Annotated in this window: 20 protein-coding genes; 12 read left to right on the forward strand and 8 right to left on the reverse strand. The window is 59.1% G+C overall.

Annotated features, from left to right (window positions below):
• Positions 1–333 precede the first annotated feature (333 nt).
• From ABRP28_RS21705 to ABRP28_RS21715, 3 genes are all read left to right on the forward strand, one after another.
• Complete coding sequence (locus ABRP28_RS21705; RefSeq protein ID WP_350005134.1) at positions 334–1,863, forward strand: hypothetical protein; 1,530 nt, start codon at positions 334–336, stop codon at positions 1,861–1,863.
• A gap of 619 nt (positions 1,864–2,482) precedes the next feature.
• Positions 2,483–3,115, forward strand: a complete 633-nt coding sequence (locus tag ABRP28_RS21710) for a division plane positioning ATPase MipZ (protein ID WP_231454832.1) — start codon at positions 2,483–2,485, stop codon at positions 3,113–3,115.
• On the forward strand, positions 3,115–3,435 hold the full coding sequence (locus tag ABRP28_RS21715) for a hypothetical protein (protein WP_234759001.1): 321 nt from the start codon (positions 3,115–3,117) through the stop codon (positions 3,433–3,435). Before ABRP28_RS21710 ends, ABRP28_RS21715 begins: the two co-directional genes overlap by 1 nt.
• Positions 3,436–4,022: 587 nt before the next feature.
• Here ABRP28_RS21715 and ABRP28_RS21720 read toward each other — a convergent pair.
• Both ABRP28_RS21720 and ABRP28_RS21725 read right to left on the reverse strand, forming a co-directional pair.
• The gene (locus ABRP28_RS21720) at positions 4,023–4,604 is read right to left on the reverse strand and encodes a recombinase family protein (protein ID WP_350005131.1); all 582 of its coding nucleotides are present in this window, start codon (positions 4,602–4,604) and stop codon (positions 4,023–4,025) included.
• 372 nt (positions 4,605–4,976) lie between these two features.
• Complete coding sequence (locus ABRP28_RS21725; RefSeq protein ID WP_350005129.1) at positions 4,977–5,516, reverse strand: hypothetical protein; 540 nt, start codon at positions 5,514–5,516, stop codon at positions 4,977–4,979.
• Between the two features lie 1,110 nt (positions 5,517–6,626).
• Between ABRP28_RS21725 and ABRP28_RS21730 the strand changes: the two genes are divergently transcribed.
• Both ABRP28_RS21730 and ABRP28_RS21735 read left to right on the forward strand, forming a co-directional pair.
• A complete protein-coding gene (locus ABRP28_RS21730; protein WP_374153037.1) occupies positions 6,627–6,962 on the forward strand; it encodes a hypothetical protein in 336 nt (111 codons plus the stop codon).
• Between the two features lie 57 nt (positions 6,963–7,019).
• A complete protein-coding gene (locus ABRP28_RS21735) occupies positions 7,020–7,589 on the forward strand; it encodes a recombinase family protein (RefSeq protein WP_350005125.1) in 570 nt (189 codons plus the stop codon).
• A gap of 85 nt (positions 7,590–7,674) precedes the next feature.
• On the opposite strand, the gene ABRP28_RS21740 is transcribed toward ABRP28_RS21735, so the two are convergent.
• Positions 7,675–9,216 (reverse strand): SIR2 family protein, encoded by a 1,542-nt coding sequence (locus ABRP28_RS21740; RefSeq protein WP_350005123.1) that lies wholly within the window; start codon positions 9,214–9,216, stop codon positions 7,675–7,677.
• A gap of 253 nt (positions 9,217–9,469) precedes the next feature.
• A complete protein-coding gene (locus tag ABRP28_RS21745; protein ID WP_374153038.1) occupies positions 9,470–10,141 on the reverse strand; it encodes a hypothetical protein in 672 nt (223 codons plus the stop codon).
• A gap of 515 nt (positions 10,142–10,656) precedes the next feature.
• Between ABRP28_RS21745 and ABRP28_RS21750 the strand changes: the two genes are divergently transcribed.
• The 3 genes from ABRP28_RS21750 (at position 10,657) to ABRP28_RS21760 (ending at position 13,261) form a co-directional block, all read left to right on the forward strand.
• Positions 10,657–10,992 (forward strand): DUF2188 domain-containing protein, encoded by a 336-nt coding sequence (locus ABRP28_RS21750; RefSeq protein ID WP_015062461.1) that lies wholly within the window; start codon positions 10,657–10,659, stop codon positions 10,990–10,992.
• A 509-nt stretch (positions 10,993–11,501) separates the two neighbouring features.
• Entirely contained in the window at positions 11,502–12,743 is a 1,242-nt protein-coding gene (locus ABRP28_RS21755; RefSeq protein WP_350005121.1) for a UPF0158 family protein, read from the forward strand.
• A gap of 203 nt (positions 12,744–12,946) precedes the next feature.
• The gene (locus ABRP28_RS21760) at positions 12,947–13,261 is read left to right on the forward strand and encodes a hypothetical protein (protein ID WP_015062463.1); all 315 of its coding nucleotides are present in this window, start codon (positions 12,947–12,949) and stop codon (positions 13,259–13,261) included.
• Positions 13,262–13,490: 229 nt separating this feature from the next.
• On the opposite strand, the gene ABRP28_RS21765 is transcribed toward ABRP28_RS21760, so the two are convergent.
• The 3 genes from ABRP28_RS21765 to ABRP28_RS21775 form a co-directional block, all read right to left on the reverse strand.
• Positions 13,491–14,381 carry a hypothetical protein gene (locus ABRP28_RS21765; RefSeq protein ID WP_350005117.1) on the reverse strand — a complete coding sequence of 297 codons (891 nt, stop codon included), beginning with the start codon at positions 14,379–14,381 and terminating at the stop codon, positions 13,491–13,493.
• An 8-nt stretch (positions 14,382–14,389) separates the two neighbouring features.
• Entirely contained in the window at positions 14,390–14,665 is a 276-nt protein-coding gene (locus ABRP28_RS21770) for a hypothetical protein (protein WP_015062083.1), read from the reverse strand.
• 115 nt (positions 14,666–14,780) lie between these two features.
• Entirely contained in the window at positions 14,781–15,266 is a 486-nt protein-coding gene (locus ABRP28_RS21775) for a hypothetical protein (RefSeq protein WP_350005115.1), read from the reverse strand.
• 182 nt (positions 15,267–15,448) lie between these two features.
• Here ABRP28_RS21775 and ABRP28_RS21780 point away from each other — a divergent pair, with 182 nt between their 5' ends.
• Positions 15,449–16,225 (forward strand): DUF1883 domain-containing protein, encoded by a 777-nt coding sequence (locus ABRP28_RS21780; RefSeq protein ID WP_015062467.1) that lies wholly within the window; start codon positions 15,449–15,451, stop codon positions 16,223–16,225.
• Positions 16,226–16,323: 98 nt separating this feature from the next.
• Here the strand turns inward: ABRP28_RS21780 and ABRP28_RS21785 are convergent, their stop codons facing one another.
• On the reverse strand, positions 16,324–16,983 hold the full coding sequence (locus tag ABRP28_RS21785; protein ID WP_350005113.1) for a hypothetical protein: 660 nt from the start codon (positions 16,981–16,983) through the stop codon (positions 16,324–16,326).
• Positions 16,984–17,386: 403 nt separating this feature from the next.
• Between ABRP28_RS21785 and ABRP28_RS21790 the strand changes: the two genes are divergently transcribed.
• The 3 genes from ABRP28_RS21790 to ABRP28_RS21800 are packed head-to-tail and all read left to right on the forward strand — an operon-like array spanning position 17,387 to position 22,362.
• Positions 17,387–18,040, forward strand: a complete 654-nt coding sequence (locus tag ABRP28_RS21790) for a hypothetical protein (RefSeq protein WP_015062468.1) — start codon at positions 17,387–17,389, stop codon at positions 18,038–18,040.
• Entirely contained in the window at positions 18,033–21,329 is a 3,297-nt protein-coding gene (locus tag ABRP28_RS21795; RefSeq protein WP_350005110.1) for a DEAD/DEAH box helicase family protein, read from the forward strand. Before ABRP28_RS21790 ends, ABRP28_RS21795 begins: the two co-directional genes overlap by 8 nt.
• Positions 21,322–22,362, forward strand: coding sequence for an Eco57I restriction-modification methylase domain-containing protein (locus tag ABRP28_RS21800; protein ID WP_350005108.1), 1,041 nt, complete (start codon positions 21,322–21,324; stop codon positions 22,360–22,362). Before ABRP28_RS21795 ends, ABRP28_RS21800 begins: the two co-directional genes overlap by 8 nt.
• Positions 22,363–22,690: the final 328 nt, after the last annotated feature.

The raw sequence follows: 22,690 nt of genomic DNA on the forward strand, positions 1-22,690 counted from the left end.
ATGGTACCGGAACCGGTATTGGCGTCAACGCATGCCCGTGAGGGTGTCGCTCCACATCTGAGACCAGAAGACGCATGGAGTCTTGCTCCGTTGATAGCTGGCGCTCCTTCGTACCGTTTAGGGCGTTGGATTGGGCAGCGGTTTCAATATCCTCGGCCGGAGAATGCGCCGAGGATCACTCGTTCTTTGCCGGAACGTCCTGCCGCTGTAATGGTGCACGGCGCGGATGGCCGCGTCTCCACGCTGTGCCTGGACTTTGACACCTCGAGGGCGCTGAAGGGCGTGGTGGACTCAGACGCGGTCCGGGTCGGCCGGTTATTGTCGGCGTGCGGCATGAAGTTTGTGGAGGATTTCTCCCCCAGCGGTGGACGACACCTGTACGTCCCGCTGCAAGACCGGATGGACGCGACCGAGGCCCGGGAACTGGTCGAAGCATTGGCCCTGATGGCCACCAGTCTCGACCCAAGCCCGCACCAGAACATCACCGATGGGTGTATCCGTGTCCCAGGAAGCATCCACAAGTCCGGTGGCCACCAAACCCTCATTACTCCCCTGTCCCAGGCGCACGGTATCCTGCGCCGCCGGAACCCCGCGCAGAGCTTGGCGCAGCTGCGTGCGACGTTGGCTCCGGAACTGGCCCGCAAGCGCGCGCTCAAGGCCCGGGAAGCGAAGACCGCGACCTCTCAACGGACCGGCGGGTTACCGGCGCTGCTACTGAAATCCGGTAGTGAGACCCCGCTGCGCCGGGTCGCCAGGACCGGTTTGTACGACACGGCTAGGTACAAGAGCCCCTCCGAGGCACGGATGGCCGTGCTGAACCACTTCAGTGCCTGTGGCTGGTCCCTGCAGCACATAGAGAACGAACTTGCCGGCCAGTTCCCCGGCCTCGCTGCCCTCTATGGATCTGCAGAACGCCAGGCAAGGCTCCTCCCTCACGAGTGGGCCAAAGCTCAAGCCTTCACCGGCACAGCTTCGAACAAGCGAAAACCACTCCCCCGTAAACCCGGGGAGAAAAGTGCCCTTATTAACAACACAAGCCCAACTTTAACCACAGGGGGGGCGGGGAAACCCAGCAGTGCTGCTGTGCACCAACTTGTGAATGATCTGGAAAACATCCTCTACGCAGTCCTTGACCACAGACTCCAAAAACGCGGCCGCGAAGGCCTTAGCCTCCGCCTACTGATCCGCGGACTGCTGGGATATATGCGGGCCAGAGAAACAGACATTGTCGACGTCGGTTGCCGCACTCTTGCCGTGGCGATGGGCAAACACCACGTCACCATCGCCAGGCTGCTGCCCATCCTGGTGCAGGCTTCTGATGGGATTCTCACCAAGATCGCGGACGCCCGCCAAAAAGCTGCCGACGTCTATCTCATCCGACTTCCCGAGCACTACCACCAACTCGCAAGGGAACTGACCTGGCGGAAAGGAAAGATCCACGCCATCCGCCCCGTGTTCCGGGCCCTGGGTGACGTCGCTGCTCTTGCCTACGAGGCAATCGAACGCGGCCGCTACTCCCCCACCACCGCCGAGGTCGTCCGTAACAGTGGTGTCAGCCGCAACGCCTGTTCGGCTGCGTTGGCTGAGATGGAGTCACTCGGCATGATCCAGCGCCACGGTGGAACATGGAGAACTACGTCAGTGAACCTTCGCATGCTCGCCGCCAGGCTTGGAGTGCTCGACGACTACCTCGACCACATCCGCCGGAATCGCCACGAACGCGCAATCTGGCATGCCTACCTCGACAGGTTCAAGACAACGCAGCTTGTGATCCTTGAGGCCGACATGTTTGAACCCGAAAGGGATGAATTTTGGCTGCCCCCGGATGATGCGGCAGTGTGGCGGTTGCGTCAACCGGCATAGTCTCTCTAATGCCAGTTGACAAGCGTAGATGGTGCTGCCTGGGTGTGATGCCTCTAATTTAGTTGATTCTGCCGTATCTACTAGCTGCTATCCGACTGCTAGCGGTTTGATAGTTGTTCGCTAGCACGTGGGTTGTGGTGTGGGGTTAGCACTTGCTATTTGGCTCCATGCGCCCCCTTCAGGCGGTTGAGCAAAAAGTAGCATTTTGATACTAACTTGAAACTGTTAGAACATTTTGGGCACACACGCCCATCGATCTAGTGCTGCACTCGATACTACTTTAATAGTGCTATCAAACAAGTAGCGTTTTGCTAGTCATCGCTACCCCTGCGCTGCGGGTTACCGTCCATCTCGCACCTATGAATTCGCTAGCGAAGTGCTAGCGAATTCATAGCAAATTAATAGCCGACGGCGTTCGAGCGGGGCATAGCTTGGCCGGGCCCGGGAGGGTCACCTCGGGGGAGCCCTACCCTTGGGGGCTGCTCATCAGCGGTGAGGCCATAAGTAGCATTTTGATAGCAGTTTGAAACTTCGCAGCTTGATACTGATTTCATAGTGCTATCAAACAAGTAGCGTGTCGCTAGTCTTCTGCTATCAATGCCGGCATTAGGTTGGAGGCATGATCATTGTTGTGGGTAGCGAAAAGGGCGGCGTCGGCAAGTCCACGGTTGTAACCAACCTTGCCGTTGAGTTGGCGAAGAAGGGGATGCGCATAGCAGTAGTGGACGGTGACCGGCAGCGGTCTACTGCACGTTGGGCGGGAGACCGAGAAGAGGCTGGGCATGAACCTCGCATCTTTGTGGTGGAGAAACTTGGCAGCCTGCACGAGACCTTGCGTGAACTCGATACGAGCTATGACGTTGTCCTCGTTGATGTGGCAGGGAAGGACAGCAAGGAGATGCGGACAGCCATGACTGCCGCACATCAATTGTTGGTCCTGACGCAATCGAGCCAGTTCGATCTCGACACACTCGCGACTGTCGATAGGTTGATTGAAACAGCCCGGGACTTCAACCCCTCGTTACGTGTCAGGGGGGCCCTTACGCGGGTGTCTACCAATGCGTTCGAGTCCGAAAGTGGTGACGCCAGGGATTACCTTTCCGACTATCCGAGTATCGAGCCACTGCGAACTGTCCTGTACGAGCGCAAGGCTTATCGAGACGTGGTGGGGGAGGGGCTCGGAGTCGTTGAGTGGAAAAACCCTAAAGCGGCGAGGGAAATCCGCGGGTTGGCAGAGGAGTTGATGGGGTAGTGGCAATCAAGAAGCGTTCCGCGTCCGAGAAGGCTAGGGACGAGGCTATCGAGGCCTTCGGCAATGCGGCTGAACCGTTACTGACTCCGCCGGCTGTCAGTGCTGAGCGTGGAGCTCCAGTCAGGCCCAGCGTCACGCCCATACTGAGCGATTCGAGGGACAAGGGAAGCGCTAGGACGATGTTGCTTCGTTTCGACGAGGACCGTGAGCTCATGGAGTTGCTTGCGGTCGTGGCGAAGCTTGAAGGCCGCAAGAAGCATCCTATGGCATTGCGCGCCCTTAGGATCGGTCTCGAGCAGGTCCGCGATACTTACGAATGAGCTATTGATAGGAGTTGCTATCGGTTTGATATCAACTCGGTATCACGTGGGGGCTGCGAACGCGGCCCTCGTCAATGATCGATTGGCAGTGAGCAATCTGCGCAAGGTTGCGCGGGGGCCCGTTTGGACTATGACGGGTCTCTAGTCAGGATGAGCCCGATTCACAAGCGAACGGCAGCAGTATCAGCAGTCTGTTGACTTATATTCAGTGACCGTTCAAAAACGACCGATTCTGACCATGTTCAGCAAGCCTCCGAAAAAAGTCGAAAAAGCGCTCCTATTCTTAGTCAAAACTGGTTGCCGAAAAGAAAGCCGGTCAAAAGGGTGATGGGAGGGTTTTTGACGTGTCGAGGAATCTAGTCGGATATGCGAGGGTCAGTACTCGTGGTCAATCGCTCGATTCGCAGGTGGACGCATTTGTCGTTTTCACAAGTCGTCTGCACAAGCGCCCCCGGAATTCCGCTGTTGTGCAGACGAGTATGGATATTTAAATGTCAGAAGTGCCCTGCACCAAACTGCATTCTGCTCAATAGTCCTCTGCACCAACAGTCATCTTTTCCGAAGCCGTTTGCACCAACCTGCAGGAACTACTTCTTTGGTGCCTGGGTCGCTCCTGTTGCCGGGACCCATCGGTAGAGGGTGGGTACGGAGACTCCTAGGGTGTCGGCGACCTCCCGCGGCGGTGTTCCTTGTTTGAGGAGTTTGCGGGCTGAGCGGATCTTGGCATCTGTCATGATGCGCTTGCGGCCGCCGACCCGTCCTTGTTGGCGTGCGGCCTGTAGGCCGGCCTGCGTCCGTTCGATCATGAGTTCCCGTTCCATCTGGGCCAGGGACGCCATGACGTTGAAAAAGAAGCGTCCGGAGGCCGTTGTGGTGTCGATGGCATCAGTGAGGCTGACGAATCCTACGCCGCGGTCGTTCAGTCCGCCGGCGAAGTCCAAGAGGTCTTTCACGCTCCGGCCCAGGCGGTCCAGCTTCCACACCACCAGGGTGTCACCATGGCGCAGGTTGTCCAGAGCCTGGTCGAGGCCGGGGCGTTGGGACTTGGTGCCGCTGATGGCGTCTTTGTAGATCTTGTCGCATCCGGCCTTATTCAGGGCTTCGACCTGCAGGTCCAGGTTCTGATCCCGGGTGGAGACCCGGGCGTAGCCGATGCGGTGTGTGGCCATGGGGGTGTTCTCTTCTCAAAACTCGGTTCGGGGTCTTAGTCCGACTGTACCGTTTCGAGAACTATTTGTGAGAGCGGGGGCCCGGGCTGCTCCTTTTTCTTCGTCGTCCCAATTTTCCCGGGCAGGACGCTGCGCCAAGTTCGACGAGCGATCGAGCTCGGGATTCTCGATTCAGAGCTGTTCTTGCAATCCTTCGTTTCTGAGAACACGATGACAACCGCACTGGGCAGTAGGGTCGCCAACTGCAGGTGGGAACAGCCCATAGACTCTGCTGCCGGTACCCTTCATATCCGCTTCGCAGCCCTCGCCGCAGCTGCCGAGGCAAGTCCTAGCGCGACGAGAAAGCGGGGCAAGCTTTTGATGCCCTCATTTCTATTGAGGTTCTTCCGATCCAGGTAGGACACCGGACCAAGTCGAGCCACCCATGTTGGGAAGCACCGCATTTTTCATCGCGGAATCTCCAGTGACACTGCCGGACTCGTAATAGGACTTAAGGTCAGGGACATTGGGGTTGAATGGTGTGTAAAGCCCCGGCGCGAGAGCAACGACTTGGCCGTTGACGAGCTTCCCTTCCAGAGAGCTCCTCACTCGCCAGTCGAGTGAGGCAACATTCACTATCAGCGGGTAGCCGGGGTAGGCGGCACTGATTTGGTCCGCTTTGGATTTTGTAGGTGCTGGAGCAGCCTGACTTCCTGACTCAGGGTCATAGGGTCCGCAAAGGGTCAGGAGTTCTGTTGCTGCCGCTTTCCACGCAGGCAAGTTCAAATCTGGGGACGTCTGCGTCCCGTCTGCTAGGCCGATGATGTCGTCCATAGGGCCAGAAAGTGCCGTCAGCAGGGGGACCAAGTTGTCCGGAGCATGCTCAGCTATGCCTGATACTTCCTCGTCAAGGAGGCGGGCTTTCTCGATCACGGCAGCCCCATCGCTCTCTCCGTTAAGTTCCGTTACTAGGGAGACGACTCCAAAGAGTGGACCGTCAGAATCAGTGCCAAGAAGCTGCGTACACGCCGTCTTCTCTGAAACTTGGAACGCAGCCTTGGCAGGTTGCGTGGCGGCCGAGGGTTCTGGTTTCTGAGAGGTACCGCTGGATGAGGGGCTCTCCGAAGCTTCCGGGGTGGCTTGGGGTGCACCGCAGCCAGAGACGAGAACCACAGCAAGGGCAGGGACAACGGCGTATTTTCTCAAGGTTCCCCTAGGTACATCGGATGTGCTATCCAAGCACCGCGCCTGTTCGAATTGTCGATCACGTGTTGCTCACTGAATAGTGGTTGTGAACAGATTATGATCGATAACTAACATCAGGCATTTGCCGCTTGTGGCATGTAGTCTACGACTTCAAACCCGCGGAGACCACAGGGCGAATGAGGCATGGTGCTCCCAAGGCGGGATCAGCGTCCATGGTGAGTGGATTCGTGATTAGTTCAAAGAGCCAACCAGTTCGCCCGACGACATAGTTGCCATATCTAAGCCGTCACGTATCTCCGGCCTCAAACGGACGCGTGAAGTTTAATTACAGGAACAACAGCGGCTGAGTGGAGGACTGCTACGACGGTCCAAAAATTTACAGGTACGAACTTCGCAAGCTAGACGGCCAGGGATCGTGGACACCGCCAGCGGGTGCCGAGTACCCGACGCGGCAGGCGGCCTTTCCAATTTCTTTCACATATGTTGAACCCCCTAGTGCCCTCGTTTTGCATCACTTTTCCGAAGATTTGTGGTGCTATCGGGATGCAGGAGCAACAATGGCAGCATCACGACGCCGTGAAGATTTGCCGCAATGTAAGAGGGAGCCCAATGGGAAAGAAAACTGGTGCCCTGACAGCTATCGCTGCCCTCACCTTCTTGGCGGGCTGCAGCGGTGGCCCTGGCAGCGTGCCGCCTAACAGCAACACTATGCAGACACCGCAGCCCACGATCGACCAAGGTCAGGCCCCGACAGCAACTCCGACACCTACACCTACACGAGCAATGTCCGCCCCGCTGGGCGGCACGATCACGTTCCCCAGCGGAGTAAAGGTGTCGGTGTCACCGCCTGAAGTGGTGCCGGGGGGGCAGTACGCATACGGAGCGGTGGAGGGAAACATCACTCTGTTCACCGTCACCGTGGTCAACGAGGGCACCGAGCCCGTGAACGGATTCACGATGGCCTACCCGAGGGTGACCTACGGGGCAACGGGCACCGAAGCGCAGCGGGCCAACAACGAGAATGTGGGGGGCGGCACGCTCAGCACCATCCTGCCGGGTGAGACACAGTCCGTGAAGGTCGGCTTCGGCATCCCGCAGGTGGAACTGCCTTCGGTCCGCGTCGAAGTGATGGGCCCAAGCTACAGCGACTTCCCTGCAATCTTCAAGAGTTAGTCATCGGCCTGCGTGACCTGCAGGAGCTGCCCGTAAGCCGATTTCCCAACGGGGGCTGTGCAGACGGCTTTGGACATTCTGTGCAGTCGACTTCGAAAACTGACAGCATTGGTAGCGGCCGGAGCAGTCCGCGTCTTTCAGGAGTACGCGTCCGGTGCTACCCAGGCAAGGGCGCGGTGGAAGGACTGCTTGGATTATCTGCAGCCGGGCAACGTGCTGTTGGTCGCGGACCTGACCAGGCTAGGCCGTAGTACCTCCGACCTTGCGGACATCGTCACAATACTGGGTCAGCGAGGGATAGGCTTCCGTTCCCTGGCTGAACCTTGGTTGGATACGACTAGTGCCCACGGCAAGCTCATCTTTGACATGTTCGCTTCCCTCGCGGAATACGAACGATCACGGCTGTCGGAAAGAACGAAGGCTGGGCTGGCCGCAGCTAAAGCGCGAGGCCGGCTCGGCGGCCGTCCGCGGTCGATGACGCCAGGGAAATTGGAAACGGCCAAGCAGCTGCGCAATGAAGGGAAGACTTTGAAGGAAACGGCTGAGCGGCTTAGCGTCAGCGTTTCATCACTGACTCGGGCTCTTAGCAGGAACGACGTCCCAGAAGTCGCGTCCGCAGCCGCGTAACGCGCCCCTAGTTTTGGGACAGCTATGGGACACCGAGGTTACGTAACCGGGCAAGTTTTCGGACCTAATTCCCAGTCCCCAAGGTTTACTTTGTCGGATTGCCTACATCGGACGAGTACCTTAGCCAGTCGTAGACGACACAGAGCTTCCCGTACTGTGTGGTCCACCACGGATATTGGCGTTGTGCGATGTTGGCAAGCAGGTACTCCTGCAAGCCTTCCCAATCGCTCGTGTAGCGCACGACTTCCCATGGATTCTTAAAGATCCATTCGGTTCCGCGTTTCGCTACCAGTTCTTGCATCGTCAGAGATGGGGTTTCTACCTTTGACTTCAGCGAGGCGTTTACCCTATCCACACGTTTTTTTACTTGGGCAGGAACCTTCGCCGTGGCGCCAATTTCCCCTTCCGAGGTCAAGGCACCCATCTGGCGTAGGTACTTGAAACAAGGGACGTACCAGGCCAACTGGAAGTGCGGCAGCGCATTGCCCACCACCTGCTCGGGCGCCAGTCCTCTATCGGGGGCCTCCAGGACATCGTCCATGATGTCGTGCCTTGTAAGGCCAATGATCCCTTTGACGGTCATTTTTGCCCCGACACCGAAGACAACGTCGAAGTTTTCTGCGCCGTCGTCGTCAATGTCGGATACCCGGACCAGGCGCCCATGAGGATCGTTGCTTTTCACCAACTCGTAGACCTGAGATTTCAGGTGTCGCAACACGCGTGCGGGCATGGCGCGCTCACGTTGGCCCAAAACAGTGAAGAGCTCCACGAAATCAGGCACGACGATCTCTACTGCTTGAATGCTGACACCGTTGGCCAACACAGATCTGGTTCGCACCTGAGGCGCAGCAGTGGGTTGCCAGTCAACGAATATCAAGCGGTCACGTAGCTTGTCGACGTTTTTCCCACGCATGGCAGTTACGAGCGATTCAAGGATTTCCTGGATGTTCAGGTCGCTCATGCTGTACCCAAGGAAAATGACAGGGTGTTCAACGAACACGGTCATCAACTTGGCTGCCAGATAGGCGTTCCGGCCTCGGAAGTCCTCGTAGTCTTCAGCGGTCAGGACAAGGGACCCTGGGTCGGAGGACGCACCGTGGATCATGTAGATTTCGGCTATTCCTTGAGTATCGGAGAACAGGAGCTCATCCTGGCCGACAAACACTGTGTAGCTGTCAAACGCTTTCGTTAGAAGAGGGTCGTAATTAGTTGTTATGATCCCGTCCGCGTCTACGGATTTGAGAAGGTCAAACTCGGTTACATGGTCCGGTGGGATTGGAGTAGTCGCAACTTTGGCGTCAACCAAGTTGGCCACTTCAATTTTCAGAGCTGAAGACGGGTCGGTAACTTGATCCTGCCATTTGGCTCTGGATGCTTGGAAATCAGGGGACTTCCACCACACTGCGTAGAACGCTTCAGCAATCAAACTGGCTATCTTCGGCAGGTCGCTGCCAGCCAAGCCTTTGTAGTATGCGTAGGGGTTCGGCGTCAGGTCGGCGAAATGCCGTAGCAACCCCTCCCAGTCGGGGATGCTGGCATACCGGCGAGAGATGCCGGACCCTACGAAGAGGTATGGGCCGGCCAGACCCTTAAGGTGCGGACCGAGGTATTCTTCAATAGCTCCCAACAGGTCTACGCCCTTTCTCTTTCCCGAGCGTGCGCTCTTCCCGTGCAGCAAAGAAGAGATACATGCGGGGCTTGCTCAAGGCACGTAGGGAAAACTTCTTACCTTCAGGGTAGAAGTTACCATCAGTGCTGTTATTCCAATGGCACGGCATTCCCGCAAGGTGCCCCGAAACGGGTGTCCCGGTTCCAAGGAAGTGGAACACCCCTGATGGGTATCGGGCTACGGCTGCTCGTAGGTGCCAACGCCGTTGGCGTTAATCACCGCGAGGTTGGAACCCGTTACGCTCAAGGACCAGATCCCTCACGAAGTGCTCCAAGGGCCCAACGAGCCCTCGGATCGTCTCGGTACCCGGACGACCCAAGTTTCCGTGGACAAGGTCACTTCGAGCGTCGTAGCAGTCTCGGAAGAACCGCTTTGGCGACTTACCCGCATACGTCCGATCGCCTAAAGTGGCCGCTAGCCGCTTACCTGCGGAATTGATAGATTCCGTCTTCAGCCCAGCAATTGTTTGCGTCAGTGATCGCCGCTCCTCTTCCGGCAGCGACAGGGAAGCGAGATGCTCGACCAACCCATCGATCGCTTCCACCTGCGCCGCCGACCGGGTTCCAGCCTCGATCAATGCCTCGACTGCAATCATCAGCATTAGAAAGCGTGAGTCTTCGGACGGCATGAAATGCGAAGCGGCGTACATTTCGCAGGCTAAGAGACTGCGCTCATCAGGGTCAGCATGATGGCTGAAGGCCTCCCGCACGTGCGCGGCGATAGCGTCGCCATTCTTGCCTGCGATGGCAGTTGCTTGGACGCGGCAGAAGACCGGCTGTGGACTCTGGGAGAGGACTTGGAGTCCTGCGATGTCGTTGTAGGCGCGTACGGCGGGGTTGGCAGCGCTGACGAGCTCCAGGCCTGCCGGGGATAGCCATCCCATCGGACCGCGTTCGCCGAACTCGGCCCACGAACTCGGAGATCATTCCCAGAACGAGCGCACCAACCCAGCGCTTTCCCTCGGCCGCTGCTTGAGCCTCCGTCGCGTAGCCCTCTCCCCGCATGGCCAGTTCGTCAGCATCATTCACCAGCTGCCCAGCTGTAAGAGATTTTAGGAAGACCCGCACACCGCCGGTCTCATCGAGCACCAGCTCATCGACCTTGGCTTCGATCCGTGTGTTGGGGCCGACTTTGAACCGGACACGGAACATGTACGTCATGCCCAAAACGTAGCCCCCAATTCGTGAGGACGTCCATATCGGCGCGATATGGAACATCCGCGAATACGCTCTGCCCTCCCACCGTAGGCGGCGGAGTCGCCTGCCGCTGCTCCAGTGTCATCGACTCTCGCTGCAGTGGTATCCAGAACGCTTGCAGGGATTCGTTCCCGCATCTAGTCATGGTGTCCCGTCGCGACCAGCGACAGTAGTGTTTGCTGCACCTACTAGGAGGTCTCAGATGCCAAGCAAATCCTCAGGCACGTCAGGTTCCAAGCAATCCGGTTCAAAGGCCGGGGCGGCTAAGCCTGCGACCAAGCCAAGCGCCAAGCCTGCAAACAACGTGCGTCATGTCGTTCCGGACAAGAAGGCCGGCGATTGGAAGGTAAGCGAGCCGAAGAAGGCGGCTCCCACAGCAGCGGCTCCAACACAGAAGAAAGCCGAGGTTCTGGCAAAGCAGCAGGTGAAAAGCGCCGGCGGCGGGGAAGTGAGGATTCACAGTCGGGATGGGAAGATTCGTGACTCCGACACAGTGAAACCGGGCAATGAGTCCAAAATAAAGGACAAGAAACACTGACGGCTTCTTGATTGGCGGAAAGATGCCTGCCGCCTCGATCCACCGATAGCATTCTCTCGCATGATTGGTGAAAGCCCGTCGATTGGGGGAGCGACGGGCTTTCTGCAATGACCATACAATACGGCCGTCCTGCCATCGAATGGACGATTCAACCTTCTGAAGACCTTGAGCAGGCCGTTTTGATTGTTGGAAGCATGTATTTACCGGATGATGTGCATCGGTGGGTGTTCTCTGTCCTTGTTTGGGGGAGGTCCTTGTGTCTTCGCCCGGGAGCACTTGCCATGGGGGTGGGGCTGGCTCCCGGTCTCAGCACGTCTGGAGTCAGTCCCGCTTAGGGCATGGCGGGGTTGGGTTACCCCCTATTTTCCTGGTTCGCGTGGACCTCGCTGGACCAGTGATGGAAAGGTTCCACTTCCAAGGAAGCGGGACACTCGAACGTCATTCGCAGCTCGGAGGTTGGCCAAGTGTCGCGACTACGGCACCGCCACGACACATGCCATCCTTGGGATATGGCACGAACCTGGTTATCGCTGACGGTGGAACTGCTCGGCGGACGCGGTGAGGAGCTGTGGCCGTGGCCAGGGCGTATCTTCGCGGTCGGACCGTCGCACACCTTCATGGATCTCGCCAATGCCATAAACGAGGCCTTCGCCCGGTGGGACCGCTCTCACCTGTCAATGTTCAGCCTGGCCGACGGCCGAGTAATCACTGATGAAGAGACCGGGGCCGAGATGGCCGCGTCGGTCGGTGGCCCGGTCATCGCACCAATTGACATCGATGTGGCCAAGGTCGTGCGGACGGTGGAGCCGGGGGCTGAATTTCAGTTCACGTTCGACCTCGGTGACGCCTGGACCCACCGATGCGTGGTCGGCGAGGCGAAGGTGGATCCAATGGAGGTATTGGGTATCCGTCCTGACGTTCCCCTGCCGTACTGGGGCTGGGGCAGCATCCCGGATCAGTATGGGCGTCGGTGGGCTACCGACGATGGGGAGAGCAAGGTGCCAGGGAAACCGGACGGGCCGCACCCTATGCAGCTGCAGGCATGGCCCGCACTAGCGCAGGTGCCGCCGATCGACCTGTCCGAGCTGCGTATAGCTATCGGCACAGGAGATGCGGCCCGCTTTCTTGCGGCGGTGACAGGACACGCCATCGATGATGTTCTTCAACAGGTGGGGGCGGGCATCCCGATGGCGCTGGAGCAGAGGCGCCAGGAAGCCGAGCCGGTGGCCATGTCGGTCATAAACCGCCTGACTTGGCGCGGTGGCCCTGGTGACCGGGCACTCGCGGAGGACCTGTTGGCCGTTCTGCGCCGCGTGCCGCTGTCAGGCCGAGTGGTGCCGGTAGCCCTCGACATGCTCAGCACCGTGCTGGAAGGGGACCTCGATCTGTCGCCGGGTGGCTACGTCGACTTGCGTACCGGGCAGGTGTATGACGACAGCGCCACTGACCCGATGATGGTCGGGGAGGGCGCCGCCATCGATGTGGAGGAGGAGCCGGACCGTTGGCTTCGAGTCAATCGCACCGGTTCGCGGAATGCCTGGCAGGATATGGAGGCCTTCGCCGAGCGGCAGCATGATGAGGCCATCCGAGAACGACTGGAGCGCGTCATCGAAGGAAAAGGTGCCTTTTCGCGGTTCCGCGACCTCGTCCAGGGCGAGAACCTCAGCGAACAGTGGTACACCTTCTCCGAGGACCGCCAAACGGGCCGTGCCCGCGAGTTCCTGGCAGACAATGGCATCCGCGCGGGCTGACGAGCCCGGGTCGATCAGCGTCGTCGAAACCCCGCGTTACTCGCCCCGTTGCAGCGTCTCCACAACAAGGAAATGGATGCCTTCTTCTTCCATCCCCGCGGCAAACTATTTGAGACTCTAGTCAAAGTAGGGTACCCATCTGCTTCAATGACCTCATGCCCCAGTATTTCTCCGGACCGAGCAGCCCACAGATGCGATTGACAATGCTGCTTGTAGGTTTAGTAGCCCTAGTCGCAGGGATCTACAGCGGGACCCATGAAATCAGGGCCAGTGCCGCGAGTGGACACGGCAATGTGGTCAATACCAACTGCGGGTCCGCCTTCAACCAATACGACAGCGAACTTAGGGATGCCAACTTTCCAGCGCTCTCGGCTGCCTGTGAGGAAGCTGTCGGCGTCTGGCCTGTTATAGCCTTCGTTCTCTTGGCGGTGGCTGCGATAATTCTTATCCGGCTCCTCTACATGCTCATCGGCCCTAAGATCGGCTCCAAGTTAGCTAGTTCGGGGTCTGAATCTTGACCCTTGACGTGTAGCTGTCCTCCTGGAAAGGCCGTTGTTCCTCGCGTGAGCAGCGAAAATTGCTGGCGGGTTGTCTTTGGCCGGCCATCGCTCTCGGTCGCTCGAAGAGGCACGCTACTGCTGACAATCCCTGCGCCATAACTGGGGTGCCTTGGCCGGCCTGCTTTCACTCCATTGGGGCAGCGTCTCACCGGACTGTCCGGGTTCCAAGGAAGTGGGACACGCCGCGCTAGGCATCCGCGCGGCGGGGAATTATGGCTCCGAGGTTCTCGCCGGCGGTAGCCAGGATGTTGCCGAGCTGAGGCGTGTACCCCGAATAGTCCGCGAATCGTAAAACGCCGTACGAAAGTATCGAGCCTGCAAGATTAAGGATATGGGTAATGGCAGCTGGATCCGGAATGCGGTCAGTCGCAAACTGGCCTGGCGAGATCTCTTCCTCCGGGTTCACGAACTGCAATTCTAAGGAGGGCCACCTCTTACCGTGCGCCGACCCGGCCGACGCTCGCCATAGCCGCTCCACCACCTCTGGGTGTGCCAGATCCGCATCCACTGTTCCCTTAGCGGCCACCGTAGCCGCAGCTTCTTTGACAATGTTCATGTAGCCAGGGAATTGTCCTATGTCTTTCTCGCTGATGTCTGACTGAAGCCTCTCGAGAAGAAGCTGACGGGCAGCCTTCAGGTGGTTCTTACGCTCTTCACTCTGTGCAGCTTTGCGCTGTTGGTCCAAGTCATCAAGAACGAGGCACACGTGGCGTCGTGCACACTCACTCGCAGTTCCGCCGTCCATGACCCAAACTGCTTGCGAGGCGGCTTCAATGGCGGCACGAGAAAGGGTTTGGACGGGTCGAAATGTGTGAATAACCTCCGCTTCCTCATGGAAGCGGAGAGGGGCAACGTGATCGGCCCAAAGTTGCATGTGCTCAATGGCGGCTGCCAGAAACTCCCGACACCAATCGGAAGATCTTTCAAAGGGGTAGTGTGCATTAACCCATTCAAAGTTCGATCCGGGGAGGGGCTCGCCGATTTGCGAGAGAACGTCGTTTACTAGCCTTGAGGATTGGGCGACTGCTACCCACGGCTCCATGATTTCCCTAGCGAGGGGGACCTTTTTCATTGCCACTGGAGGCCCTAGCTGCCCAACCGCCCAAGTTCCTTTTCGAGACGTCCGGCAAGCTCCCGGATGTTCTTGGATACGTACTCCCAGCCCATTCCCACACTTTGATAGCGGAGGGGCGCCCATTCACTCACACCCTGTTGCATGGCCTCCAGCTTCTCCAGGAGGACATCCCCGCCGCCTCTGCCGCGACCCTCGGTGTGAAGCTGCTCCAAAATCACAGCAAGCCCGCTGAGGTAAGCAACAGCCTGTCTCAGATCTTCCGTCGCGTGATTGCTGATTGCTGGCATCGTCGAGCTCCTTAGATATGAGTGTGGTCAAAGGCTAGTCTGACGACTACTTAATCCCTCGGATTTGGATCGAGTCTCCATTGCACAGGAAAGGTCCTTCGGGGCGGGAGCGTTTCTATGGAAGTTTGGGCTGTTGCCAGGTTCCGTAGACAACATGGTGGTCCTTGCGTGATAGGAGCTCCACCGCTGGCCTCATACGAGTAATGGCTTCGCGGTCCCGAAGCCCGTCGATACTCATCTCAAAGTCCCAGGCTTCCCGTTGGTTCCGGTCAAGGATGAAAGGAAACGCTGGCTCCTTTGACGCGCTGGGGGCTTGGAACAGAGACTGGATGCCGCCTCCTCCATGAGAGGCCAGGATTGTCTGAACGGGAGAGTTTCTGCGCTCGACCTGCCAGAAGGCAGAGAGAATCTGTGTGGCGTGGTTGCCTGTGTTGGCGACTTCGACGCTGAAGGAGGTTTTGGCCTGCTCAGCCGTTCCTAAGCCGCCCAGCCATTGTCTTCCCGAGACCGTGACGACGGGGCGATCCCAGCGCCAAGTCCGCCAGGCCACGAAAAGCGCCAGTAGAAACGCAGCCGTGGAAACAATCTCGGAGTAGCCCATGAGGCAATTATGTCTGGGCAATGCGCGGCAGCTGGCACCGTCTCAGTCCCAAGGAACTGGGACGTTTCTCATGACAGCCATAAGCATAAGGGTGAGTGCCTGGCCGAGAATTGTCAGAGGTGTGTGGTTTGCTCATCACAGGGCCTGCCAGCTGGGGTACGGCCTGGACTCTAGGAGTTGATATGGCCGGCCTACCTTTCACCAAGTACCATTTTGCGCGGCTGGACAAGGGGTCTACGGTCGTTGTCACCCTCAGCAGGGGAGCGAACGTCCGGTTGATGGATAGCTCGAATTTCAACGCCTACAAGGCGGGGCGAAGCCATCGGTACGTTGGCGGACTCGTAAAAACATCCCCGTTTCGGATCGCAGTTCCCCGATCAGGGAGTTGGTATCTCACGGTGGACCAAATGGGCTTAAAGGGTGGGGCCTTGCGTTCATCGGTCACCGTGGAGCCTCCAGCGCTGCCCGTAGCGAAATCCTCTGCGCCACAGTCATTGTCCAACATCCGTCACGAGCGTCCACCTGTTGTACCCGACGATGCAGGAGAAACTTGGGATGTCTTTATTTCCCATGCCTCTGAAGATAAAGAGGCCGTGGCGGAACCTCTTGCGAATGCACTACGTGAGCATGAGCTTCGGGTTTGGCTGGACAAGACAGAACTCCGGATAGGGGACAGCCTTCGCCGAAAAATCGACTACGGCTTGGCTCACAGTGCCTTTGGTGTGGTGGTTCTTTCCAAGTCGTTCTTTGCTAAAGGATGGCCGCAGTACGAACTGGACGGGATCATTGGCATGAGTGTCAACGGTACTCAGCGCATGCTTCCGATTTGGCACGAAATTTCCCGGGACGACATTGCAAAGGTCTCACCGTCACTGGTGGACAAGATAGCTAGGAACACCGCGATCAATACGATCGCTGAAATTTCGAGCGAGATAGCCGAGGTTGTAAACGAAGGATAATCTCCCTCGCTACCGAACCGCCTCTGTCAAGGGTTCAGCCCCCTTTTAGTCTGCCTGACCTTTGAGGAATCGGGACACCTTACGGTTGCAGGGACGGGTCACCTGCTGCGTCCGCTTCTCCGGCCAATCACGAAGACCGCGACGAGGCTTACCAACAGCAGACGCATCAACGAACTGTAACGGCCCCCGCTTGTAGGTTCAGCAACTGTACGAGACTCTTTCGATGGCTCCCGTCCGGCTCGTAGTTCCGAGTCAGCCTTAACCGTGGCCAACGCCTCCCGGTATTCCTTGTAGGCGGGACCAGCCGTGAGAACAACAGAACCTAATCCGGCGAACGCTCCGAGGGCAGACTCCCATAGAGGGACAAATGATTGCCCTCCGATGCCGATGAGGGGTGAAACTGCAGATATGGATCCGAACACTGCCCAAAACCACAGCATCGTGCGTGACGCTGTCGTTCCCTTGATGTAGTCCACAACTGAGACCGAAGCGCGCTGAAGGCTGAAGGCCCAGTAGAAGCAGATACCCATCGAAGCCAGCGCAAGTCCCAAAACGGTGAGAACTTGAACCTTTGTGTCGCTGGCCGGATCATCAACCAAATTCATGAGAGCTACGGCAACCAGCCCAACAACTACCAGATAAGCCCAATATGACTTCCGGTCATCGGGCAAACCAAAGCTGACCCATCCACTCCTCTTCTTGGAACGCCCGTCTGTCACAAGATGACCATAAACCGCTGCGTACACAACCAACGACATGACCCACTAGCCTGCCGGCGGTGCTGGTGACGGCGGCGGGGGACGGGTTAGTGATTGTGTGCTTGAGAAGATCGGTCCCCTCGCTGCGAAAGCCCCAGGGGGAGCCCGAAGGCCCGCAAGACCCGCGGCGATAATGGCCAGACGAAGCTCTACAGAAGGACATGAGCCGGTAGGGACGGACCCCGAAATCTCGCGGGTAATGTTAGGCAGGGTAGGCGCTGTTCTACGACGCCTTCCGGTTGGTTCCCCCAGCTGATCATCGCCCGAAGCCTCGGCTTGCAGAAATTGGAGTGCATGTGTCGCCATCACGAGATGACCGGTCCGCGGACTTGCTCGACAAGTCGGCCGACGACCCCGCCGCTACGGCTTCCGTTTCTCGCCGTCTGCGGCATGGGTGGAACCAGTGACGGTAACAGAGGCGATTGTCGAGGAGCAGGTCATGAAGTCGCGCCATCGTGTCAAGAACTACGGTGAGGTCTTCACTCCGCGTCACATGGTCAAACGGATGCTCGACTTGGTCCGCGAGGAGTTGGAGACCGGCCACGACTTCGTCGACAAGACCTTCCTTGAGCCTGCAGCGGGCCACGGCAACTTCCTGGTCGCGATCCTGCATCGCAAGCTCCACGCGATCGAGAAGCGGTACCCGGTCGAGGAGTGGCCGGAGGAGTCGCTGTTCGCACTGGCCTCGATCTACGGCATCGAGCTGCTGGAGGACAACCACCAGGACGCGAAGGCGATCATGATCGCCGAGTTCCTGGGCTTCCACCAGGACCACGGCACTCCCTGCGGCCCGGACACCGACCTGCACCGGGCGGCGGGGTTTCTCATAGACACGAACATCGTCCGCGGCAACACCCTGACCGGCCAGACCCCGAGGGGTCAGGACATCCAGTTCTCGTGGTGGAACCGGATCGAGGGAGCCCCCGGCATGGTGCAGCGTGAGCCGTTCACGCTCGCCTCGTTGCGCGATGACGGCGGCTTCGATTTCACCTTCTACGACAGCTATCAGGTGTGCCGGATAGACAAGGTCCACGAAGAAGTGAGGGCAGATGCCTAGTCCGAAGATCAGCACGTTCCGCGAAATCACTCCGCTGATCTACTCGTGGATGACGCCGGACATCCCCAAGTACGGCGGCTGGGAGAAAATCGGGTACACGGAGCAGGAGAGCGCCGACGCCCGTATTGCGCAGCAGGCATCCCAGCTGTCCGTAGAGAAGAAGAAGTTGTGGTCGCGCCGGGCCACGTTCCACTCTGAAACCGGTGGGCACTTCACGGACAAGGACTTCCACGCCTACCTCCGCCAGCAAGGCGTCGAGCGTGAGACCCAGCCCAAGCGCACGGAGTGGCATCACTTTAAGATCGCGCCGAAGAGGTCACTAGAGTACTTCAACGACTTCGCCGGCCAGGACTTCCCCGACGTACCGAGCATCGGCGTGGAGGACGACTACGCCCTGCGTCCCGAGCAGCAGGCGGCCGTCGACCAGGCAGTGGCTGCTTTCCAGTCGGGGCAAAGCGAGGTGCTCTGGAACGCCAAGCCGCGGTTCGGCAAGACGCTGACGACATACGACCTGATGTCGACCCTGGACGTCCGGTTTGTCCTGATTGTCACCAACCGCCCCGCGATCGCGAATTCCTGGTTTGACGACTTCGTCCGCTTCATCGGTCACCGGACGACGTTCAAGTTTGTCTCGGAGTCGGGGTCCCTGGACGGCCGTACGCCGATGACTCGCGAGCAGTGGCGGGCCTTCTCGCTCAACCATCAGGATGAGGACCCGCGCATTGTGGAGTTCCTGTCGCTGCAGGACCTCAAGGGATCGCAGTACTTCGGCGGCTCCTACGACAAGCTCAAGCACATTACAAAGTTCGACTGGGATCTGCTGGTGATCGACGAGGCCCACGAGGGCATCGACACCACCAAGACCGACGTCGCCTTCGACCAGATCAAGCGCCGGTGGACACTGCACCTGTCGGGCACGCCGTTCAAGGCACTGGCCGCCGGCAAGTTCGACCAGGACCAAATCTTCAACTGGACCTACGAGGACGAGCACACCGCCCGCCAGCAATGGGAGGACAACGGCCAGGAGAACCCGTACGCGGCGCTGCCGACGCTCAACCTGCTGACCTACCAGATCTCGCGGATGATCACGGACCGTCTGGCCGAGGGTGTCGCCATCGACGAGGACGCGGCGAACATCGACTACACGTTCGACCTCAACGAGTTCTTCGCGACGAAAGACAACGGGTTCTTCGAGCACGAGACTGAGGTCATCAAGTTCCTCGACTGCCTCGCGGCCAACGAGAAGTACCCGTTCTCCACGCCCGAGCTGCGCCATGAGATTCGCCACTCCTTCTGGCTGCTCAACCGCGTCGCCTCGGCCAAGGCACTGGAGAAGCTCCTCAAGAAGCACGACGTCTTCAAGGACTACACCATCATCCTGGCGGCCGGCGACGGACGCTCAGACGAGTCCGACCCGGTCGCAGTAGGCAAGTCCCTCGACAAGGTGCGCGCGGCCATCAGCGAGGCGGAGAAGTCGGACGGTAAAACCATCACGCTGTCTGTCGGGCAGCTAACCACAGGCGTCACAGTGCCGGAGTGGACCGCGGTCATCATGCTGTCGAACCTGTCCTCCCCGGCCCAGTACATGCAGGCGGCGTTCCGGGCGCAGAACCCCTGCACGTTCGAGCGCGGAGGGCACGTCTTCCAGAAACAGAACGCATACATCTTCGATTTCGCGCCCGAGCGCACGCTGACGATCTTCGACGCCTTCGCCAACAACCTGCACCCGAACCCCTCAGGCGACCAGCGGGTGCGGCAGGACAACATCCGCCGGCTGCTGAACTTCTTCCCGGTGCTGGGTGAAGACGCTGAGGGTCGGATGATCGAGCTTGACGCCTCCCAGGTCCTGACGTTCCCGCAGGTATTCAAGGCCCGCGAGGTCGTGCGCCGCGGCTTCCTGTCGAACCTGTTGTTTGCGAACGTCGCCGGCATCTTCCGGTACTCCGAGCACTTCAAGGAGATCCTGGACAAGCTGCCCACCGCGAAGCAGGGCAAGGTCAACACCGGCGAGCCCATCGAGATCCCGCAGCCGCCGCCCATCACTGACCCCAACGGCAACGTCCAGGTCGACGTGGAGACCGTTATCAACCCCAAGGTCTCCGAGCTTGGCAAACCCGTCTACAGCATCGAGGATATCCCTACCCCCGAGCCCGACGCCCCGGCGTCCACGACGGCGACAGCGATCGCCAAGGCGGTGACCGAGCAGAGCCGCCAGAAGCGCGAGGAGCTGAAGGAAGCCTACGGGCTCACCGCCACGCAGGTCCAGCGCGACATCCAGCGCACCGAGCAGGCCGTGAAGGACCAGATCGAGCGCGCATACACCGAGCACAACATCGCAGGCAAGCACATCGAGGACGAGCTGAAGAACGCAGCCACAGAGGCCCAGGCCGAGGCTGTCGAGGCCAAGAAGGCCGAGCAGGACGAGGCGTTCAAGGCGAACGTCCTGGCAATCGTCGACAAGACGATGGAGGAGATCGTACCCGAGGTGGTCACTCGCGAAGAGACCAAAAAGGAGCAGGGACGCGCAGACAAGACGATGGACGATGCTCGCTCCCACCTGCGGGGCTTCGCCCGCACGATCCCCATGTTCCTCATGGCATACGGGGACCGAGGCATCCGGCTGTCGAACTTCGGCGACTACACGCCGCACGACGTGTTCGAGGAGATCACGGGCATCAGCGAGGCCGAGTTCCGTCTGCTGCGCGACGGCCAGGAAGTCGCCGAGGAGAACGGCATCGTGACGAGGATCCCGGGCCTTTTCGACGAGACGGTCTTCGACCAGGCCGTCCAGGAGTTCCTGGACAAGAAGGAAACGCTCGCCGATTACTTCGACGACTCACAGACCGAGAACATCTTCGCCTACATCCCGCAGCAGAAGACGTCCCTGGTGTTCACCCCGCAGCCCGTGGTCACGACGATGGTCGATACCCTAGCGGAGGAGGACCCGGGGATCTTCAGCGACCCAGACAGGACCTTCGCCGACGTATTCTCAACTGCAGGCTTGTTCTTGATGGAACTCGTGCGACGCCTCGACACCGGCCTCGTCGCGGTGTTCCCGGACCAAGAGGAGAGGCTGCGGCACATCCTGACCTCACAGATCTTTGAGATGAGCCACAATGAGATCCTTCACCGCATCACCATCGAGGCTGTCTCCGGCGGTGTACCCGAGCGCAAGGCCTGGATGAAGGACTCCGGCCACTTCAAAGTTGGCAACCTTGCCCGGATGAGCCAAGCGGAGCGGCAGGAGATGGTCGACAACATGCTGACGAAAGGGCACAGCCATGAGTAAGAAGTTCGACGTCGTCATCGGCAACCCGCCCTACCAGGATGACCTGGTCGGCGACAACGAAGCGAAGTCGCCGCCGATCTACCACCGTTTCATGGATGCGGCGTTCGAGGTTGCCGAGCGTGCTGTATTGGTTACCCCTGCTCGATTCCTGTCAAACGCCGGGCAGACGCCGAAGTCCTGGAATGAGAAGACGCTTTCCGACGAGCACCTGAAGGTCGCAATATTCGAGCCCTCTTCTTCGACGATTTTCCCTGGTACGGCCATTGACGGCGGGATCGTCGTGACCTATCGCGACGCGACGCGTGTTATCGGCCCTATCGGGAGCCAGTCCTATTTGTCGGAGACGGCGAGGTCGCTGGTCGATGCGGTGGCGTCGCAATCGAGCTCGTCCATCGCCTCGACGATCACCGAGCACCCTTGCTCGTGGAACGAACAGGTCTTCGTAGACCATCCGGAGCTGCGTGAGCGCATCCCCGCCTCCAGCGGCCTTCGCATGAAGACGAACACATTCGAACGAATGGCCGAGGTCTGCCTGAAGACCGACCCAAACGACGGTAGTTCGTACGTCCAGATCCTCGGCCTCTCGAATCGGAAGAGGGAAGTGCGGTGGGTTCGCCGCGACTACCTCGTGACTCCTGAAGTTGTGGACAAGTACAAGGTGATCATCGCCAGCGCCGATGGAGCTGCTGTTAAGTCCGGGAGGGTCGTTGGCGTGCCGTCGGTGGCCGCGCCGGGCACTGGGTTCACCCAGACGTTCATGTCTATCGGGCGGTTTGATACGGAAGCAGAGGCCGAGGCGTGCGCGAAGTACGTGAAGACCAAGTTCGCCCGCGCGATGCTCGGAGTCCTCAAAACGACTCAGCACAACTCAGCAATCAAGTGGAAGCACGTCCCGCTGCAGGACTTCACGCCGGTGTCGGATATCGACTGGTCGAAGTCGATCCCGCAGATCGACCAGCAGCTGTACTCCAAGTACGGGCTCGACGCCGACGAGATCGCCTTTATCGAAGCCCAGGTCAAGCCGATGGAATGACCGCTGGAGAGGCGTGCCAGATGTTGATGTGCCCCACCCGACTCTCTTGACCCCGCCGAGCGTCCACAAGACCTCCAGCGTGGCGATGAGCCCAAGATTGCGGCCGGCACCAAGGCAGCGAACGGTGCTCTCTCCGACGCCTGCGGCCGCGATCTTCGGGTTGGTGATGCCTTTCCGGTACATCTGTACCGCTTCCGGATGCGGGGCGGCCCGCTGAGTTTCCGGGGAGGGGTACGACAAAGCACGGTTCTTTGACCAATCGCACCCGGAAACCGGAGGGGGTTATGCCCATTGTGGGCAGGTGGAGACCGGAGGATGAATCTCAAAG

Source organism: Pseudarthrobacter sp. WHRI 8279 (genome assembly GCF_040224115.2).
In the GTDB taxonomy this organism is placed as follows: domain Bacteria; phylum Actinomycetota; class Actinomycetes; order Actinomycetales; family Micrococcaceae; genus Arthrobacter.

Bases quoted from the DNA above. Each gene is read 5' to 3' on its own strand.
- ABRP28_RS21745 (WP_374153038.1), bottom strand. From the start codon at position 10,141: ATGGGATGGCTATCCCCGGCAGGCCTGGAGCTCGTCAGCGCTGCCAAC.
- ABRP28_RS21800 (WP_350005108.1), top strand. From the start codon at position 21,322: ATGAGTAAGAAGTTCGACGTCGTCATCGGCAACCCGCCCTACCAGGAT.
- ABRP28_RS21705 (WP_350005134.1), top strand. From the start codon at position 334: ATGAAGTTTGTGGAGGATTTCTCCCCCAGCGGTGGACGACACCTGTAC.
- ABRP28_RS21760 (WP_015062463.1), top strand. From the start codon at position 12,947: ATGCTGCTTGTAGGTTTAGTAGCCCTAGTCGCAGGGATCTACAGCGGG.
- ABRP28_RS21750 (WP_015062461.1), top strand. From the start codon at position 10,657: ATGCCAAGCAAATCCTCAGGCACGTCAGGTTCCAAGCAATCCGGTTCA.
- ABRP28_RS21775 (WP_350005115.1), bottom strand. From the start codon at position 15,266: ATGGGCTACTCCGAGATTGTTTCCACGGCTGCGTTTCTACTGGCGCTT.
- ABRP28_RS21720 (WP_350005131.1), bottom strand. From the start codon at position 4,604: ATGGCCACACACCGCATCGGCTACGCCCGGGTCTCCACCCGGGATCAG.
- ABRP28_RS21780 (WP_015062467.1), top strand. From the start codon at position 15,449: ATGGCCGGCCTACCTTTCACCAAGTACCATTTTGCGCGGCTGGACAAG.
- ABRP28_RS21755 (WP_350005121.1), top strand. From the start codon at position 11,502: ATGGCACGAACCTGGTTATCGCTGACGGTGGAACTGCTCGGCGGACGC.
- ABRP28_RS21770 (WP_015062083.1), bottom strand. From the start codon at position 14,665: ATGCCAGCAATCAGCAATCACGCGACGGAAGATCTGAGACAGGCTGTT.
- ABRP28_RS21710 (WP_231454832.1), top strand. From the start codon at position 2,483: ATGATCATTGTTGTGGGTAGCGAAAAGGGCGGCGTCGGCAAGTCCACG.
- ABRP28_RS21795 (WP_350005110.1), top strand. From the start codon at position 18,033: ATGCCTAGTCCGAAGATCAGCACGTTCCGCGAAATCACTCCGCTGATC.
- ABRP28_RS21785 (WP_350005113.1), bottom strand. From the start codon at position 16,983: ATGTCGTTGGTTGTGTACGCAGCGGTTTATGGTCATCTTGTGACAGAC.